At 70.2% G+C, this 14,207-nt stretch carries 12 protein-coding genes; 1 reads left to right on the top strand and 11 read right to left on the bottom strand.

Translation table 11 applies throughout. The features are described from left to right. Positions 1-149: 149 nt before the first annotated feature. The 11 genes from pstB to mshD form a co-directional block, all read right to left on the bottom strand. Complete coding sequence (pstB, locus tag AB0C82_RS06685; RefSeq protein WP_362836898.1) at positions 150-926, bottom strand: phosphate ABC transporter ATP-binding protein PstB; 777 nt, start codon at positions 924-926, stop codon at positions 150-152. A 40-nt stretch (positions 927-966) separates the two neighbouring features. Then, positions 967-2,049 carry a phosphate ABC transporter permease PstA gene (gene pstA, locus AB0C82_RS06680; protein ID WP_362836896.1) on the bottom strand — a complete coding sequence of 361 codons (1,083 nt, stop codon included), beginning with the start codon at positions 2,047-2,049 and terminating at the stop codon, positions 967-969. Continuing rightward, positions 2,046-3,035, bottom strand: coding sequence for a phosphate ABC transporter permease subunit PstC (pstC, locus tag AB0C82_RS06675; RefSeq protein ID WP_362836894.1), 990 nt, complete (start codon positions 3,033-3,035; stop codon positions 2,046-2,048). The genes pstA and pstC overlap by 4 nt, the downstream gene beginning before the upstream one ends. Positions 3,036-3,153: 118 nt before the next feature. Beyond that, complete coding sequence (gene pstS / locus AB0C82_RS06670; protein ID WP_362836892.1) at positions 3,154-4,290, bottom strand: phosphate ABC transporter substrate-binding protein PstS; 1,137 nt, start codon at positions 4,288-4,290, stop codon at positions 3,154-3,156. A gap of 351 nt (positions 4,291-4,641) precedes the next feature. Then, positions 4,642-5,061 (bottom strand): NUDIX hydrolase, encoded by a 420-nt coding sequence (locus tag AB0C82_RS06665; protein ID WP_362836890.1) that lies wholly within the window; start codon positions 5,059-5,061, stop codon positions 4,642-4,644. Beyond that, on the bottom strand, positions 5,058-6,137 hold the full coding sequence (locus AB0C82_RS06660; protein ID WP_362836888.1) for a CHAD domain-containing protein: 1,080 nt from the start codon (positions 6,135-6,137) through the stop codon (positions 5,058-5,060). The genes AB0C82_RS06665 and AB0C82_RS06660 overlap by 4 nt, the downstream gene beginning before the upstream one ends. Further along, complete coding sequence (locus AB0C82_RS06655; protein ID WP_362836886.1) at positions 6,124-8,376, bottom strand: RNA degradosome polyphosphate kinase; 2,253 nt, start codon at positions 8,374-8,376, stop codon at positions 6,124-6,126. The genes AB0C82_RS06660 and AB0C82_RS06655 overlap by 14 nt, the downstream gene beginning before the upstream one ends. Positions 8,377-8,629: 253 nt before the next feature. Beyond that, a complete protein-coding gene (locus AB0C82_RS06650) occupies positions 8,630-9,625 on the bottom strand; it encodes an ABC transporter permease (RefSeq protein WP_362836884.1) in 996 nt (331 codons plus the stop codon). Next, positions 9,622-10,527 carry an ABC transporter ATP-binding protein gene (locus tag AB0C82_RS06645; protein ID WP_362836882.1) on the bottom strand — a complete coding sequence of 302 codons (906 nt, stop codon included), beginning with the start codon at positions 10,525-10,527 and terminating at the stop codon, positions 9,622-9,624. Before AB0C82_RS06645 ends, AB0C82_RS06650 begins: the two co-directional genes overlap by 4 nt. Continuing rightward, a complete protein-coding gene (locus AB0C82_RS06640; RefSeq protein ID WP_362836880.1) occupies positions 10,524-10,934 on the bottom strand; it encodes a GntR family transcriptional regulator in 411 nt (136 codons plus the stop codon). Before AB0C82_RS06640 ends, AB0C82_RS06645 begins: the two co-directional genes overlap by 4 nt. A 92-nt stretch (positions 10,935-11,026) precedes the next feature. Then, entirely contained in the window at positions 11,027-11,950 is a 924-nt protein-coding gene (gene mshD / locus AB0C82_RS06635) for a mycothiol synthase (RefSeq protein WP_362836878.1), read from the bottom strand. 295 nt (positions 11,951-12,245) lie between these two features. On the opposite strand from mshD, the gene AB0C82_RS06630 reads away from it, so the two are divergent. Further along, entirely contained in the window at positions 12,246-14,057 is a 1,812-nt protein-coding gene (locus AB0C82_RS06630) for a bifunctional metallophosphatase/5'-nucleotidase (protein WP_362836876.1), read from the top strand. Positions 14,058-14,207: the final 150 nt, after the last annotated feature.

Here is a 14,207-nt window from a genome sequence, read left to right as displayed (position 1 = left end):
CGGTCCGGCCTGATTGCGCCGGTGCAGGCGGCCGGCCCTCGGGTCCGGTGACCAGTGACATGGGTCCGCCCCGCTCTCCGTGAGGAGAGCGGGGCGGACCCTTTGCCTTGTGGTGGCACCGCCATGCAGCACCCCAAGGCCGTCTGTGGTTATCCGAAGCGGCCGGAGATGTAGTCCTCCGTGGCCTGGACGGACGGGTTGGAGAAGATCCGCTCCGTCTCGTCTATCTCGATGAGACGGCCCGGCTTGCCCACCGCGGAGAGGTTGAAGAACGCCGTACGGTCCGAGACGCGCGCCGCCTGCTGCATGTTGTGCGTCACGATGACGATCGTGAAGCGCTCCTTCAGCTCACCGATCAGGTCCTCGATGGCGAGGGTCGAGATCGGGTCGAGGGCCGAGCACGGCTCGTCCATCAGCAGTACCTGCGGCTCGACCGCGATGGCGCGGGCGATGCACAGGCGCTGCTGCTGGCCACCGGAGAGGCCGGAGCCGGGCTTGTTCAGCCGGTCCTTGACCTCGTTCCAGAGGTTGGCACCCCGCAGGGACTTCTCGACGACGTCCGCGAGCTGGTTCTTCTTGTACGAGCCGTTCAGCCGGAGGCCCGCGGCGACGTTGTCGAAGATCGACATGGTCGGGAACGGGTTCGGGCGCTGGAAGACCATGCCGACCGTGCGGCGCACGGTGACGGGGTCGACGCCGGGGCCGTACAGGTTCTCGTCGTCCAGCAGCACCTTGCCCTCGACGCGGCCACCGGGGGTGACCTCGTGCATCCGGTTCAGGGTGCGCAGGAAGGTGGACTTGCCGCAGCCGGAGGGGCCGATGAAGGCCGTCACGGAGCGGGGTTCCACGGTCATCGAGATGTCCTCGATGGCCTTGTGGGTTCCGTAGTAGGCGGTCAGACCGCCGATGTCGATTCGCTTGGCCATGGGGATCACTGCTTCTTTCGGGAGGTCGCTGATGGCCGCGTCAGCGACCGGTCTTGGGGGCCTTCCAGCGGGCGATGCCGCGAGCCACCAGATTGAGGAGCATGACGAAGGCGATCAGGACAAGGGCAGCGGCCCAGGCGCGGTCGTAGGACGCCTCGCTGCCGATCTTGTACTGCTCCCAGATGTAGAAGGGGAGCGACGACTGTGCGCCTTCGAAGGGGTTCGGGTTGATCAGCTGGCTGCCGAAGACGAGCAGCATGATCGGCGCGGTCTCACCGGCGATGCGTGCGATGGCGAGCATGACGCCCGTCGTGATGCCGCCGAGAGCGGTCGGGATGACCACCTTCAGGATGGTGCGCCACTTCGGGATGCCGAGCGCGAGGGAGGCCTCGCGGAGCTCGTTCGGTACGAGCTTGAGCATCTCCTCGGTGGAGCGGACCACGACCGGGATCATCAGGATCGTCAGGGCCAGCGCCCCCATCAGGCCGGACGGCTGGAGTCCCGCCATCAGCATGATCGACAGGATGAACAGTCCGGCGACGATCGAGGGGATGCCCGTCATCACGTCGACGAAGAAGGTGACGGCCTTGGCCAGCGCGCCCTTGCCGTACTCGACGAGGTACACGGCGGTGAGCAGGCCGATCGGGGCGGAGATGACGGTGGCGATGCCGACCTGCTCCAGCGTTCCGACCAGCGCGTGGTAGACGCCGCCGCCCGGCTCCGTACCGAGCACTCCGGCCATGGAGTGGCCGAGGAAGTAGGCGTCCAGCACCTTCATGCCGCGGCTCACGGTCGTCCAGATCAGGGACGCGAGCGGGATGACCGCCAGGAGGAAGCAGACCCAGACGAGGCTGGTGGCCAGACGGTCCTTGGCCTGGCGCTGGTTCTCGACCGCCGTCGTCGTGACGTACGAGATGATCACGAACAGCAGTGCGGAGATCAGGCCCCACTGGATGCGGCTCTCCCAGCCGGCCGCCGAGCTGATCCCGACGCCGAGGGCGATCGAGACGGCGGCGAAGCCGAGCGGGGCCCAGCGCGGGAGCGACCGGCTGCGCAGTGTGTCCTTGCTCGCGGGCGGTGTGGGCGTCGGACGTTCCTGGACGCTCGTGTGTGCGGTGCTCATGCGTTGGCCCCCGAGTACTCCTTGCGGCGGGCGATGATGAGCCGCGCCGCGCCGTTGACCAGCAGGGTGAGGAGGAAGAGGACCAGACCGGAGGCGATCAGAGCGTCACGCCCGAGCTGGTCGGCCTCGTCGAACTTCGCGGCGATGTTCTGGGCGAACGTGCCGCCGCCCGGGTTGAGCACATGCAGCGAGATGAGGAAGCTCGGCGACAGGACCGTGGCGACGGCCATCGTCTCGCCGAGTGCACGGCCCAGACCCAGCATCGAAGCGGAGATCACACCGGAGCGGCCGAACGGCAGCACCGAGAGGCGGATGACCTCCCAGCGGGTGGCGCCCAGGGCGAGCGCCGCTTCCTCGTTCATCTTCGGAACCTGGAGGAAGACCTCGCGGCTGACGCTCGTGATGATCGGCAGGATCATGATCGCCAGGAGGATGCCGACGGTGAAGAGCGAGCGGGCGACGCCGACCTCGGTCTTCTCGAAGATGTACGTCCAGCCGAAGAACTGGTCGAGCCAGAGGTTCAGGCCCTCCAGATACGGCACGAGGAAGAGTGCGCCCCAGATGCCGTAGATGATGCTCGGCACCGCCGCCAGCAGGTCGACGACGTACGCGAGGGGAGCGGCCAGCTTGCGCGGCGCGTAGTGCGAGATGAAGAGGGCGATGCCGACAGCGATCGGAACCGCGATGGCCATCGCGATGATCGAGCTGACGACGGTGCCGAAGAGCAGGACCGCGATGCCGAAGACCGGCGGGTCACCGGCCGGGTTCCAGTCGAAGGTGGTGAGGAAGTTGCCTTCGTCCTTCGAGAGGGCGAGAACGGCGCGGTAGCTCAGGAACACGGCGATGGACGCCATGAGCAGGAGCAGCAGAATGCCTGAACCCTGCGAGAGGCCCAGGAAGATCTTGTCGCCTGCGCGCCCGGTCGAGGCGCGCTTCGGTTGGGCCGGCGGGGCCGGTGGTGTGTCTATCGGGGTGATGGAAGCCATGGTCTTTCCGGTCTGTGTGGGGGAGCGAGCGGCTCCCCTGGCGGCGGTGCACCGGATGGGGCTGGTGGCGGGCCGGTCCTGAAGGGTGTGCAGGACCGGCCCGCCGGTAGCGCTGTGGTTACGAGAGACCGGCCACGGTCTCGCGGACCTTGGCGTTGATCTCCGCGGGGATCGGGGCGTAGCCGGCCTCGGTCAGGACGCCCTGGCCCTCGGCGGAGGCGGTGTAGGTCAGGAAGGACTTGACCGTGGAGAGGGTGTCGGCCTTGTTGCCGGTGTCGCAGACGACCTCGTACGTCACCAGGACCAGCGGGTAGGCGCCCTCGGCCTTGGTCGTGTAGTCCAGGTCGAGCGCCAGGTCCTTGCCGGTGCCCTTGATCTTGGCGGCGGCGATGGCCTTGGACGCGTTCTCCGATGTGGCCTTCACCGGGGCGGCGCCGCCGGTGTTGATGTCCACGGTGGAGATGCCCTGCGAGGAGGCGTAGGAGAGCTCGAAGTAACCGATCGCGCCGTCGACCTGCTTCACCTGGGCGGCGACACCGGAGGAGCCGGACGCGGCCTGGCCACCGGGGGCCGGCCACTTCTTCTCGGCTTCGTACTTCCAGTCGTCGGCCGCGGCGGCACCGAGGTACTTGCCGAGGTTCTGCGTGGTGCCGGAGTCCTCGGAGCGGTGGAAGGCCTGGATGGCCTTGTCCGGGAGCTTGGCGCCGTCGTTGAGCTTGGCGATCGCCGGGTCGTTCCACTTCTTGATCTTGTTGTCGAAGATCTTGGCGAGCGTGGGGGCGTCCAGCGTGAGGCTGTCGACACCCTCCAGGTGGAAGCCGATCGCGATCGGGCCGCCGACCATCGGGAGGTTGATGCCCTGGCCGGTCTTGCAGATCTTCTTCGACTCGGCGACCTCTTCGGGCTTCAGCGCCGAGTCGGAACCGGCGAAGCCGACGGTGCCCTGGTTGAAGGCGATGATGCCCTCACCGGAGGAGGAGGACTTGTAGTTGATCTCCACGCCGGAGCAGGCGGCCATGTAGTCCTTGATCCACAGGTCCATGGCGTTCTTCTGCGCGCTGGAGCCCGAGGCGAGGAGCTGGCCCTTGGCGCCGTCGCACTTGATGTTCGAAGCGGCGCTGGTCTTCTCACCGGTGCCGCCGGTGTCGCCGCTGGTGTTGTCGTCCGAACCGCACGCCGTGAGGACCAGGGCGCCGGAGACGGCGAGGGCACCGAGCGCGGTGGCACGAAGCCGGTTCTTGCGCTGAAGCTTCACTTTCGGGTGTTCCTTCCAGAAGCCGCCGTGGTTGTTTCGTTCTACGACGGCGTGCGATGAGGAATGGTGCTGTGGCTTGGTGCCGCGCACCGTGTAAGTCCGAAATTAGGCAGAACAGGTGACGCGGCCTACGGGGCAGGGTGAACGGAAGGTGAACCGTGTCGGACAGGCTGGTTCCGGTGCGCGTGTCCCTGGGCGGGGGCGTTTGTCCGCAGGCTCCGGAGGGACCTCCGGGGCCGTGCCACGGGGGCGGTAAGGGGCCACGCGGCGTGCGGCCGGTGTGCGGGTGACAGCGAACAGGCGGACGGACCGGTTGCGTGACGGATACGGATGCCATGCCACCACCACCGGTCAGGTGCACCGCGGCACGGTCAGGAACGCGTCCAGCTGGTTCCGGTCGCGAAGCTGGGTCAGGCGGTTTCGGGCCACCGACGGAGGGAGCCAGAGCAGGCGGTCGACCTCGTCGTTCGGGACGAAGGCGCCGTGCGTCGCCTCGGCCTCCCAGTACGCGACCTCCTTCGGCCGCCCGTTCACCTCGTACCGGGACGTGGGCAGCCGGGCCCCTGGCGCGCACTCGAACCCGGTCTCTTCGAGGACCTCGCGCAGCGCACCCTCCAGCGCGGACTCGCCGTGCTTCAGCTTGCCCTTCGGGTACGACCAGTCGTCGTACCGGGGCCGGTGCACCAGGCAGATCTCCAGGCCCCCGCCGTCCGGCGAGCGCCGCCACAGCACGCAGCCGGCCGCCAGTACAGGGCCGGCCGGCTCGCTCATGGCCGGGTCACGGCCGCCGCGTACGGCCAGGTCTCCCGGAACACACTGCGGGCCGCCTCCACCTCGTGCCGCTGGTCGGCGTGGAGCACTCCCAGCGCGTACGCCGTAGCCGGGGCGATGCGTGGGGTGCGGGCCGCCGCCGCGGCGGCCGAGGCCGCCTCCGACGCGTCCCGGTGCAGGTCGAGCGCCTTGCCCGCCCCCGCCAGCACCGGATCGGGCGTGCCCCGCACCACCTCGTCCGCGTACCGGTGCAGCCGCAGCAGCAGACGGGCCTGGTGCCAGGGCGCGTCCTGCGCCTCGTTGTACGGCTCCACGATCTCGTCGGGCGGCAGGGCCGCCACCGCGCCGAGCAGCCGCTTCTCGGCACGTTCCGCCGGGCCGCACAGCATGTCGGCGGCCGGAGCCGCGGCCGAGGCGGACAGCGGTACGTCGGACGCGAGCAGCGCCACGGCGTCCGCGACCGCGTGGAAGCGGGAGGAGCCGAGCGCCTGGAGCGCCGCTGAGTGTGCGCGGGTCCGGGCGAGGGTCAGCTGCCGCTCCAGGAGCGCCCCGGCCCGCGCCGCGCCGACCCCGAGCGCGGCGCGCTCCTTGTCGACGACGGAGGTGACGGACGAGGTGGGGGAGGCGGAGGAAGCGGACGAGGTGGAGGTGGAAAGGGCGGAGGAGGCGGGGGCAGCGGTGCCCGGCGAAGCGGCACGGGCCGCCGGCAGTGACGTCCCCGACAGGGCGTGCAGTGCTTCGAGCAGCCGGGTCAGGCGGGTGGCGTACGCGTGTTCGCGGGCCAGCGTGCCGGAGAGCCAGGCCAGCTCCGTGCGGAGCTGGTCGGCCCAGTTCGCGTCGAGCAGCCCCCGGAACGTGTGCAGGGTGCCGCCGATACGGCGGGCCGAGCGGCGCAGCGCACCGGCCGCCTCCTCCGCGCCGCGGCTGCCGCCGTCGGTCGGCGCGCTGTGCTCGCGGTGCAGCCGCAGGCCGCGCAGGAAGTCTCCGGCCTGCTCCTGGAGGTACGGTCCGAGGACCCCTCCGGCGGAGAGTTCCGCGGTTTCCCGCGTCGTCGTCTGATGATCAGGGCGTCGCACGCCGGCGCCTCCGGGCGTCAATGAGCATCTCTTGCACGTGCCGCAGCGGCTGGCCGTCCCCGTCCGTGGCGTGCCGGGTCCAGTTCCCGTCGGGACCGAGGTGCCAGGAGGAGGTCGTGTCTGCCATGCCTGTCTCCAGGAGCCGGCTGAGGGCCGCGCGGTGGGCGGGGTCGGTGACGCGGACCAGTGCTTCGATCCGGCGGTCGAGGTTGCGGTGCATCATGTCGGCGCTGCCGAACCAGACCTCGGGCTCGCCTCCGTTGCCGAAGGAGAAGACCCGGGAGTGTTCCAGGAAGCGGCCCAGTATCGAGCGGACCCGGATGTTCTCGGAGAGGCCGGCGACGCCGGGGCGTATCGCACAGATGCCGCGGACCCAGATGTCCACGGGGACACCCGCCTGCGCGGCCCGGTAGCAGGCGTCGATGATCGCTTCGTCGACCATGGAGTTGACCTTGAAGCGGACGTACGAGGGACGGCCCGCGCGGTGGTGGGAGATCTCCTTGTTGATGCGGGCGACCAGTCCGTCGCGCAGGGACTTCGGGGCGACCAGCAGGCGGCGGTACGTCTCACGCCGTGAGTAGCCCGAGAGCCGGTTGAAGAGGTCCGAGAGGTCCGCGCCGACCTGGGGGTCGGCGGTGAGCAGGCCGAGGTCCTCGTACAGCCGGGCGGTCTTGGGGTGGTAGTTGCCGGTGCCGACGTGGGAGTAGCGGCGCAGGGTGTCGCCCTCCTGGCGGACGACGAGCGACAGCTTGCAGTGCGTCTTGAGGCCGACGAGGCCGTAGACGACGTGACAGCCGGCCTCCTCCAGCTTGCGGGCCCACTTGATGTTGGCCTGCTCGTCGAAGCGGGCCTTGATCTCGACGAGGACGAGGACCTGCTTGCCGGACTCGGCCGCGTCGATCAGCGCGTCCACTATCGGGGAGTCGCCGGAGGTGCGGTAGAGCGTCTGCTTGATCGCCAGGACGTCCGGGTCGCCGGCCGCCTGCTCCAGGAAGGCCTGCACGGAGGTGGAGAACGAGTCGTACGGGTGGTGCAGCAGGACGTCGCGTTCGCGCAGCGCGGCGAAGATGTCGGGCGCGGACGCGGACTCGACCTCTGCCAGGTCCCGGTGGGTGCCCGCGATGAACTTGGGGTACTTCAGCTCGGGCCGGTCCAGCGACGCGATGCCGAACAGGCCGGTGAGGTCGAGCGGTCCCGGCAGCGGGTACAGCTCGGTCTCGGAGATCTTCAGCTCACGGACGAGCAGGTCCAGGACGTACGGGTCGATGGACTCCTCGACCTCCAGCCGGACGGGCGGGCCGAAGCGGCGCCGCATGAGCTCCTTCTCCAGGGCCTGGAGCAGATTCTCGGCGTCGTCCTCCTCGACCTCCAGGTCCTCGTTCCTGGTGACCCGGAACATGTGGTGGGCGAGGACCTCCATGCCGGGGAAGAGCTCTTCCAGGTGGGCCGCGATGACGTCCTCGATGGGGACGTAGCGCTGCGGCGACGCCTCCAGGAAGCGGGTCAGCAGCGGCGGCACCTTCACCCGGGCGAAGTGGCGGTGGCCGCTGACGGGGTTGCGCACGACGACGGCGAGGTTGAGCGAGAGCCCCGAGATGTACGGGAAGGGGTGCGCCGGGTCGACGGCCAGCGGGGTCAGCACGGGGAAGACGCGCTGGCGGAAGAAGGTGAACAGGCGGGCCTGCTCCTTCTCGGTCAGCTCCGGCCAGCGGATGAGCTGGATGCCCTCGTCGGACAGGGCGGGCGCGATGTCCTGCTGGTAGCAGGCGGCGTGCCGGGCCATGAGTTCGCGGGAGCGGGTCCAGATGAGGTCGAGGACCTCGCGCGGCTGGAGTCCGGACGCGGAGCGGGTGGCGACCCCGGTGGCGATGCGACGCTTCAGGCCGGCGACGCGGACCATGAAGAACTCGTCCAGGTTCGACGCGAAGATCGCGAGGAAGTTAGCCCGTTCGAGGAGGGGCGTCGCGGGGTCCTCGGCCAGTTCGAGGACGCGCTCGTTGAACGCGAGCCAACTGCGCTCCCGGTCGAGGAAGCGGCCCTGGGGCAGCTCGTCGCCGTCGCGGTCGGGTTCGTACGCGTCCGCGTCGGCGTCCAGATCGGGGTCCAGATCGGCGGAGGTGGAGAGACCGACGCCGCTGGACGCCGTATCGGCGACGGCGCGGGGCCGGTGCGCGGCAAGCGAACCGACCGACGGCTGGGTGGGCTGGACCGGGACCTCGGAGCTGGGCTGCTGGCTCATGGACCCATTGTTCCGCGTCGACGGCTCCTGAGGCGCGTCGGAGCCGGGAAAGATCGCGGAAGGTCCGGCGGACCCACGAGGTCTGCCGTTGCGGGGGGCGGGCACAGCTGGCTGCATTCCGTGAGGGTCGCAAGCGCTTCTGAATGGCCGGTAACGGCGACATGACATGCAGGCTGCGGTGTGCGGGACCGGTGGGGCGCGGCGGGGGACACCGTACGCCGCGCCCCGGCCGGGGCGCGGCGTACGGTCCGGGTCAGCTGTGCAGGCGGCGCAGGGCCCGGAAGGCCAGGGCCACGGCTGTCGCGGCGAGGGCGAGCAGGATGCCCGTCTCCACGAGCTGGAGGGGCCAGAAGTGCGAGACGGGGTGCATCTCGGCGAAGTCGGTGACGCCGCCTCGCTCGCGCATACACGCCGCGGAGTCGAAGAGAGGGCTGGTCCCGGTGCAGTCCTGCCAGAGCAGCTTCTTGCCGGACGCGGTGAGCATCCCTCCTTCGACGTGCCAGCTGTTGGCGCCCCATGGAATGTCCTTGCCGAGGTACTGAACGGTCGGCCAGAGTTCGTATCGGCGCTCGGACAGGCCGAGCATGACCACGCCGAGCGCGAGGGCGGTGGCGGACATGGACAGCAGGGTGCGGCGGATGACTACGGCGCACAGCGCGCCGACGGCCACCGCGAGCAGCCCGTACGCGACGGCGACGGGACCGAGGCCGGGGTAGATGCCGGTTCCGTACCAGGGGAGGGACGTGAACGGCTTGTCGTGGATGTTCGTCCACCCCCAGCGGTAGACGAGGGACAGGACGGTGATCACGGTGACCGCCACGGCCGCGGGGACGGCGAGCCGGGCCGCCAGCCACCGGGCGGGCGGGACCGACTGGGTCCACGCCATCCGGAACGTTCCGCTTTCCAGCTCCCGGGCGATCAGAGGCCCTGCCACGAAGACACCGACGAGGCCGGCGAGTACGAGCAGCACCATGCCGCCGTCGGACATGTACTGCTCGGTGGACGTGCGCGCGTAGGTGGGGAGGTAGCTGCCGTCGCCACACCGGGTGGTGTCGCCGTCCGGGCAACGCTCCTTCCCGGACGCGGACGCGACCCATATCTGGAGCGCGGCCACGATGCCGACGCCGAGAACCAGCAGCGCCCCCGCCGCCCAGAGGGCCTTGCGGTGCTGACGCAGCAGGACCCGGGCAGGGCCCCGTCTGTTGCCGGTGTCAGGTGCCTGGCGCTGTGGTGCGGTGAGCGTGCTCATGCGGACGCCACCGCCTCACGGCTCTCGTGCCGCGCGCTCGGTGTGAGCAGCGCCGGGGCTTCCGGGGAGCGGAGGTGGGCGAGCAGCAGCTCCTCCAGAGACGGTTCCGTCACGTCCCAGGCGGTGTCGTCCACCGGGCCCTCCGTCCGTACGAGTGCGGTGAGCTGACGGCCCGTCGTGCGGGACTCGACGACCGTGTGCGGGGCGAGGTCGCGGGTCTGTCCGGTCAGGACCGCGTGCGCGCCGACGATGTCCTCCGTCTCGCCGCCGAGCCGGACCCGTCCGCCGTCGACCAGGAGGACGTAGTCGCAGGCGCCCTCCAGCTCGGTGAGGATGTGCGAGGACATCACGATGGTGGTGGAGTGCTCGGCGGCCTCCGCCATCAGGACGCCCATCAGCTGGTGGCGGGCGAGCGGGTCGAGGTCGGCCATCGGCTCGTCCAGCAGCATCAGCGTGGGCCGCTTGCCCAGCGCCAGCGCGAGGGCGAGCCGGGTGCGCCCGCCGCCGGAGAGCGTGCGGACCTTGGCGTCCTGCGGGAGCGACGAGGCGATCCGGTCCGCCGCGGCCCGGTCCCAGCGCGCGGGGTTGAGTTCCTGGCCGGCCCAGAGGGTGTCGGCCACGGTGAGCTGCGGGTACAGGGGCTTGTCCTGGGACACGTACGCGATGCGGTCCCGCATGTCGCCCGGCGCGTCGGAGCCGAGGACCCGGACCGATCCCTCGGTCGGCCGGAGCAGACCGGCCGTCAGTGCGAGCAGGGTGGACTTCCCCGCGCCGTTGGGGCCGACGAGGGCGCAGACCCGTCCTGCGGGCAGCCGGAACGAACAGTCGCGCAGTGCCCACCCGCCCGCCCGGCGGCCGTACTTCATCCCGAGGCCGTTCGCCTCGATCGCGGAGCCTGTCATCGGTCCTTGTCCCCCTTGAATGTGCTGTCCAGTACGGCGGTGAAGAGCGCGCTCACGTCGTCCTTCTCCAGTCCTGCGGTGCGGGCCCTGAGTACCCAGTCGGCGAGCTCGGAGCGCAGCGGCGCGTCCGTGGCCGTCGCGGGACTGCCGAGCGTGCGTCGGACGAAGGTGCCGAGCCCGCGGCGTGCCTCGACCAGGCCCTCGCGTTCGAGCTCGCGGTAGGCCTTGAGCACGGTGTTGGGATTGATGGCCGTGGCCTCGACGACCTCGCGTGCGGTGGGCAGCCGGTCTCCCGGCTCCAGCACGCCCAGGCGCAGGGCCTGTTTGGTCTGCTGGACGATCTGGAGGTACGTGGCGATGCCGCTGCGCCGGTCGATGCGGAACTCGACCGCTGCGGACTCTGCCATGTTCACCACCCTTTCACTAATTGAGTAGTGAAAGGGTGGCGTAAGGGAGGGGCGGCGTCAAGAGGCGCCGCCCCCGGGGGAGTTGTCGCGGCTCAGGACTCCGTGCGGTACATCAGGTCCACCTCGTGCGTCACGAAGCCCATCCGCTCGTACACCTTCAGGGCCGCCACGTTGTCCGCGTCCACGTAGAGCATCGCGGTCGGCAGCGCCTCGGAGGCCAGGTGGCGCAGGCCGATCGCGGTCAGCGCCTTGCCGAGGCCGCCGCCCTGCGCCTCGGGGAGGATGCCGACCACGTACACCTCGCCGATCTGCTCCTCGGCGTGCACCTTCGTCCAGTGGAAGCCGATGAGCTCGCCGTCGCGTTCGGCGAGGAAGAAGCCCTTCGGGTCGAACCAGGGCTCGGCCTTGCGGTCGTCCAGGTCCCGCTGGGTCAGGGAGCCCTGCTCGGGGTGGTGGGCGAAGGCGGCGCGGTTGATCGCGAGCCAGGCCGCGTCGTCCTCGCCGGGGACGAACGTACGGATCGTGACACCCGGCGGCAGCACCGGCTCCGCGATGACGGACCCGGCCAAGGGGCGCCGCAGCTGGCGCAGTTCGCGGAAGAGGGAGAGGCCGAGGACCTGGGCGAGATGCCGGGCCGCGGACTTGCCCCCGTGCGCCCAGACCCGCAGCCGCTTGCCGGTCGAGGCGAGGAGGGCCGCGCCGAGCGCGCGCCCGTGCCCGTGGCCGCGGTGGGAGGGGTGCACGACGAGTTCGGCGGCCGGCGCCTCGACGGGGTCGGTGTCCTCCAGTTGCGCGTACGCGGCGAGCACGCCGTCCATGGTGAGCAGGAAGTGCCGTACGCCTTCGCGGTGCCCGCCCCTGAGCTGGAGACGCCCCTGCTCGGAGACCGCCTGCCTGCCGTCGGTCCGGGTGGCCTCTGCGAGCAGGTCGAGGACGGCTTCGGCCTGCTCGGGGGTGAGCGCGTCGAGGGTCTGAATCTCGCGTCCGGGGGAGGGGAGGGGTACGTCTGTCGTCATGTCTACGAGCGTACGGCGGGCGGGGTGGGGGAAGCGGGGGTGCGGCGCGGGTCGTCACGGGTCCGATGGCTGCCGGGGGCGTACCGGCTGGTGACGCGCCTCCGTGCAGTGACGTTTCTGCCCGGCTATGTGCGCCAAAGGGGGATGTGCGCCCTTCGGCCCCCTACCGACCGGGAAGCAACCCGGTCGTAACCCGAAAACCCTGTCGCGCTACGCGCGTTGACTCTAGGCTGCGTCCGGAAGTCTTCACCTTCTCCGCAACTCCCAAACCTCCCGCTGAACTCAAAGGGGACCGATGTCAGCGACTCCGCAGAAGAACCGTGCGTCCCGGCGGGTGCTCGCCGCCGCGGCCGGTCTCGCCACCGTCGGCGCACTCGTCGCCGCGATGCCGGCCGGTGCCGATGACCGGGGCGCGGGCCACGGGTCCGGGCGCACCGTAGACGTGCAGCTGCTGTCCTTCAACGACCTGCACGGCAACCTGGAGCCGCCGGCCGGTTCGGCCGGCTCGGTCACCGAGAAGCAGGCCGACGGCACGACGAAGGCCATCCCGGCCGGTGGCGTGGAGTACCTGGCGACCGCGCTGCGCACCGCGCGCCAGGGCCACCCGTACTCCGTCACCGCGGCCGGGGGCGACATGGTGGGCGCGAGCCCGCTGCTCTCCGGTCTCTTCCACGACGAGCCCACCATCGAGGCGCTCAACGGGCTCGACCTCGATGTGACTGCGGTCGGCAACCACGAGTTCGACGAGGGTGCCACCGAGCTGGGACGCCTCCAGAACGGCGGCTGTCACCCGGTCGAGGGCTGCTACGAGCAGGGCAAGACCTTCGAGGGCGCCGACTTCCCGTACCTCGCGGCCAACGTGACGAACGAGAAGACCGGCAAGCCGATCCTCAAGCCGTACACGGTGTGGAAGAAGGACGGCGTCAAGATCGGCTTCATCGGAGTGACCCTGGAGGGCACGCCGAACATCGTCACGGCCAACGGCGTCAAGGGTCTGAAGTTCCACGACGAGATCGAGACGGTCAACAAGTACGCCAAGGAGCTGGACCGCCAGGGCGTCAAGTCCATCGTCGCGCTGATCCACGAGGGCGGCGCCCCGGCCTCCACCGCGTACAACTACGACTGCGACAGCCCCGGCGCCGGTGACGGCATCTCCGGGCCGATCGTCGACATCGCCAAGGGCATCACGCCCAAGGTCGACGCCCTGGTCACGGGCCACACCCACCAGGCGTACGTCTGCACCGTCCCGGACCCGGCGGGCAAGCCGCGCATGGTCACCTCGGCCTCGTCGTTCGGCAAGATCTACACGGACACGACGCTCACGTACGACCGCCGCACCAAGGACATCGTCCGTACGTCGGTGAAGTCGGTGACGTCGACGAACCACGTCGTCCACCGGAACCAGGCCAAGGCCACCGACATGACGGCCCTGATCGCCCGCTGGAACACCCTCGCGGCGCCGATCGCCAGCCGGCCGCAGGGCTTCATCTCCGCCGACATCAACGGACGCGGCTCCACCGCCCCCGAGAAGCCGCTCGGCAACCTGATCGCCGACGCGCAGCTGGAGGGCCTGGCCCCGGCGGACAAGGGCGGGGCGCAGGTCGCCTTCATGAACCCGGGCGGTATCCGCTCCGACCTCGTCTACACGGCGTCCGGCAGTGAGGGCGACGGAGTGGTGACGTACGGCGAGGCGTTCACCGTCCAGCCGTTCACGAACATGATGAACGTCGTCGACCTGACCGGCGCGCAGCTGATCGCCGCGCTCCAGCAGCAGGTCAGCGGCTCGAACGAGGCGTCCCCGAAGATCCTCCAGGTGTCCGAGGGCCTCACCTACACGCTGGACATGACGAAGACGGGCGCGGCCCGCGTGGTCGTCGACAGCGTGAAGCTCAACGGTGCGGCGATCGACCCGGCGGCTTCCTACCGCGTCGCGATGAACGAGTTCCTCGCGGGCGGCGGCGACGGCTTCGCGGCCCTCGGCCAGGGCACGAACAAGCTGGTCGGCGCCTCCGACCTGGACCTGTTCAACGCCTACCTGGCGGCGCACTCCACGGCCGCCGCGCCGCTGGCCCCGCCGGCGACGGACCGGATCACGGTCATCAAGTAACCACCTGCGGACACGACGGAGCGGGGCGGCGGGCCGAGAGGCCCGGCGCCCCGCTTCCGTCATTTCACCGCGTGCGTCTCCGCCCTGTTCCAGTTTTGAGGTGTACCCGACATAATTTCAGGCCTCCCCCACAGCCGACGGAGGCCTCCC

Origin of the sequence: Streptomyces sp. NPDC048560 (assembly GCF_040650955.1) — a bacterium.
GTDB lineage: Bacteria > Actinomycetota > Actinomycetes > Streptomycetales > Streptomycetaceae > Streptomyces.
Note: the sequence above shows the minus strand (reverse complement) of the source record. Positions and strands in the feature narration are given on the sequence as shown.

Excerpts from the sequence above, each read along its gene's own strand:
- pstB (WP_362836898.1), bottom strand. The coding sequence starts at position 926 with ATGGCCAAGCGAATCGACATCGGCGGTCTGACCGCCTACTACGGAACC.
- pstC (WP_362836894.1), bottom strand. The coding sequence starts at position 3,035 with ATGGCTTCCATCACCCCGATAGACACACCACCGGCCCCGCCGGCCCAA.
- pstA (WP_362836896.1), bottom strand. The coding sequence starts at position 2,049 with ATGAGCACCGCACACACGAGCGTCCAGGAACGTCCGACGCCCACACCG.
- AB0C82_RS06665 (WP_362836890.1), bottom strand. The coding sequence starts at position 5,061 with ATGAGCGAGCCGGCCGGCCCTGTACTGGCGGCCGGCTGCGTGCTGTGG.
- AB0C82_RS06650 (WP_362836884.1), bottom strand. The coding sequence starts at position 9,625 with ATGAGCACGCTCACCGCACCACAGCGCCAGGCACCTGACACCGGCAAC.
- AB0C82_RS06630 (WP_362836876.1), top strand. The coding sequence starts at position 12,246 with ATGTCAGCGACTCCGCAGAAGAACCGTGCGTCCCGGCGGGTGCTCGCC.
- mshD (WP_362836878.1), bottom strand. The coding sequence starts at position 11,950 with ATGACGACAGACGTACCCCTCCCCTCCCCCGGACGCGAGATTCAGACC.
- AB0C82_RS06640 (WP_362836880.1), bottom strand. The coding sequence starts at position 10,934 with ATGGCAGAGTCCGCAGCGGTCGAGTTCCGCATCGACCGGCGCAGCGGC.
- AB0C82_RS06645 (WP_362836882.1), bottom strand. The coding sequence starts at position 10,527 with ATGACAGGCTCCGCGATCGAGGCGAACGGCCTCGGGATGAAGTACGGC.
- AB0C82_RS06655 (WP_362836886.1), bottom strand. The coding sequence starts at position 8,376 with ATGAGCCAGCAGCCCAGCTCCGAGGTCCCGGTCCAGCCCACCCAGCCG.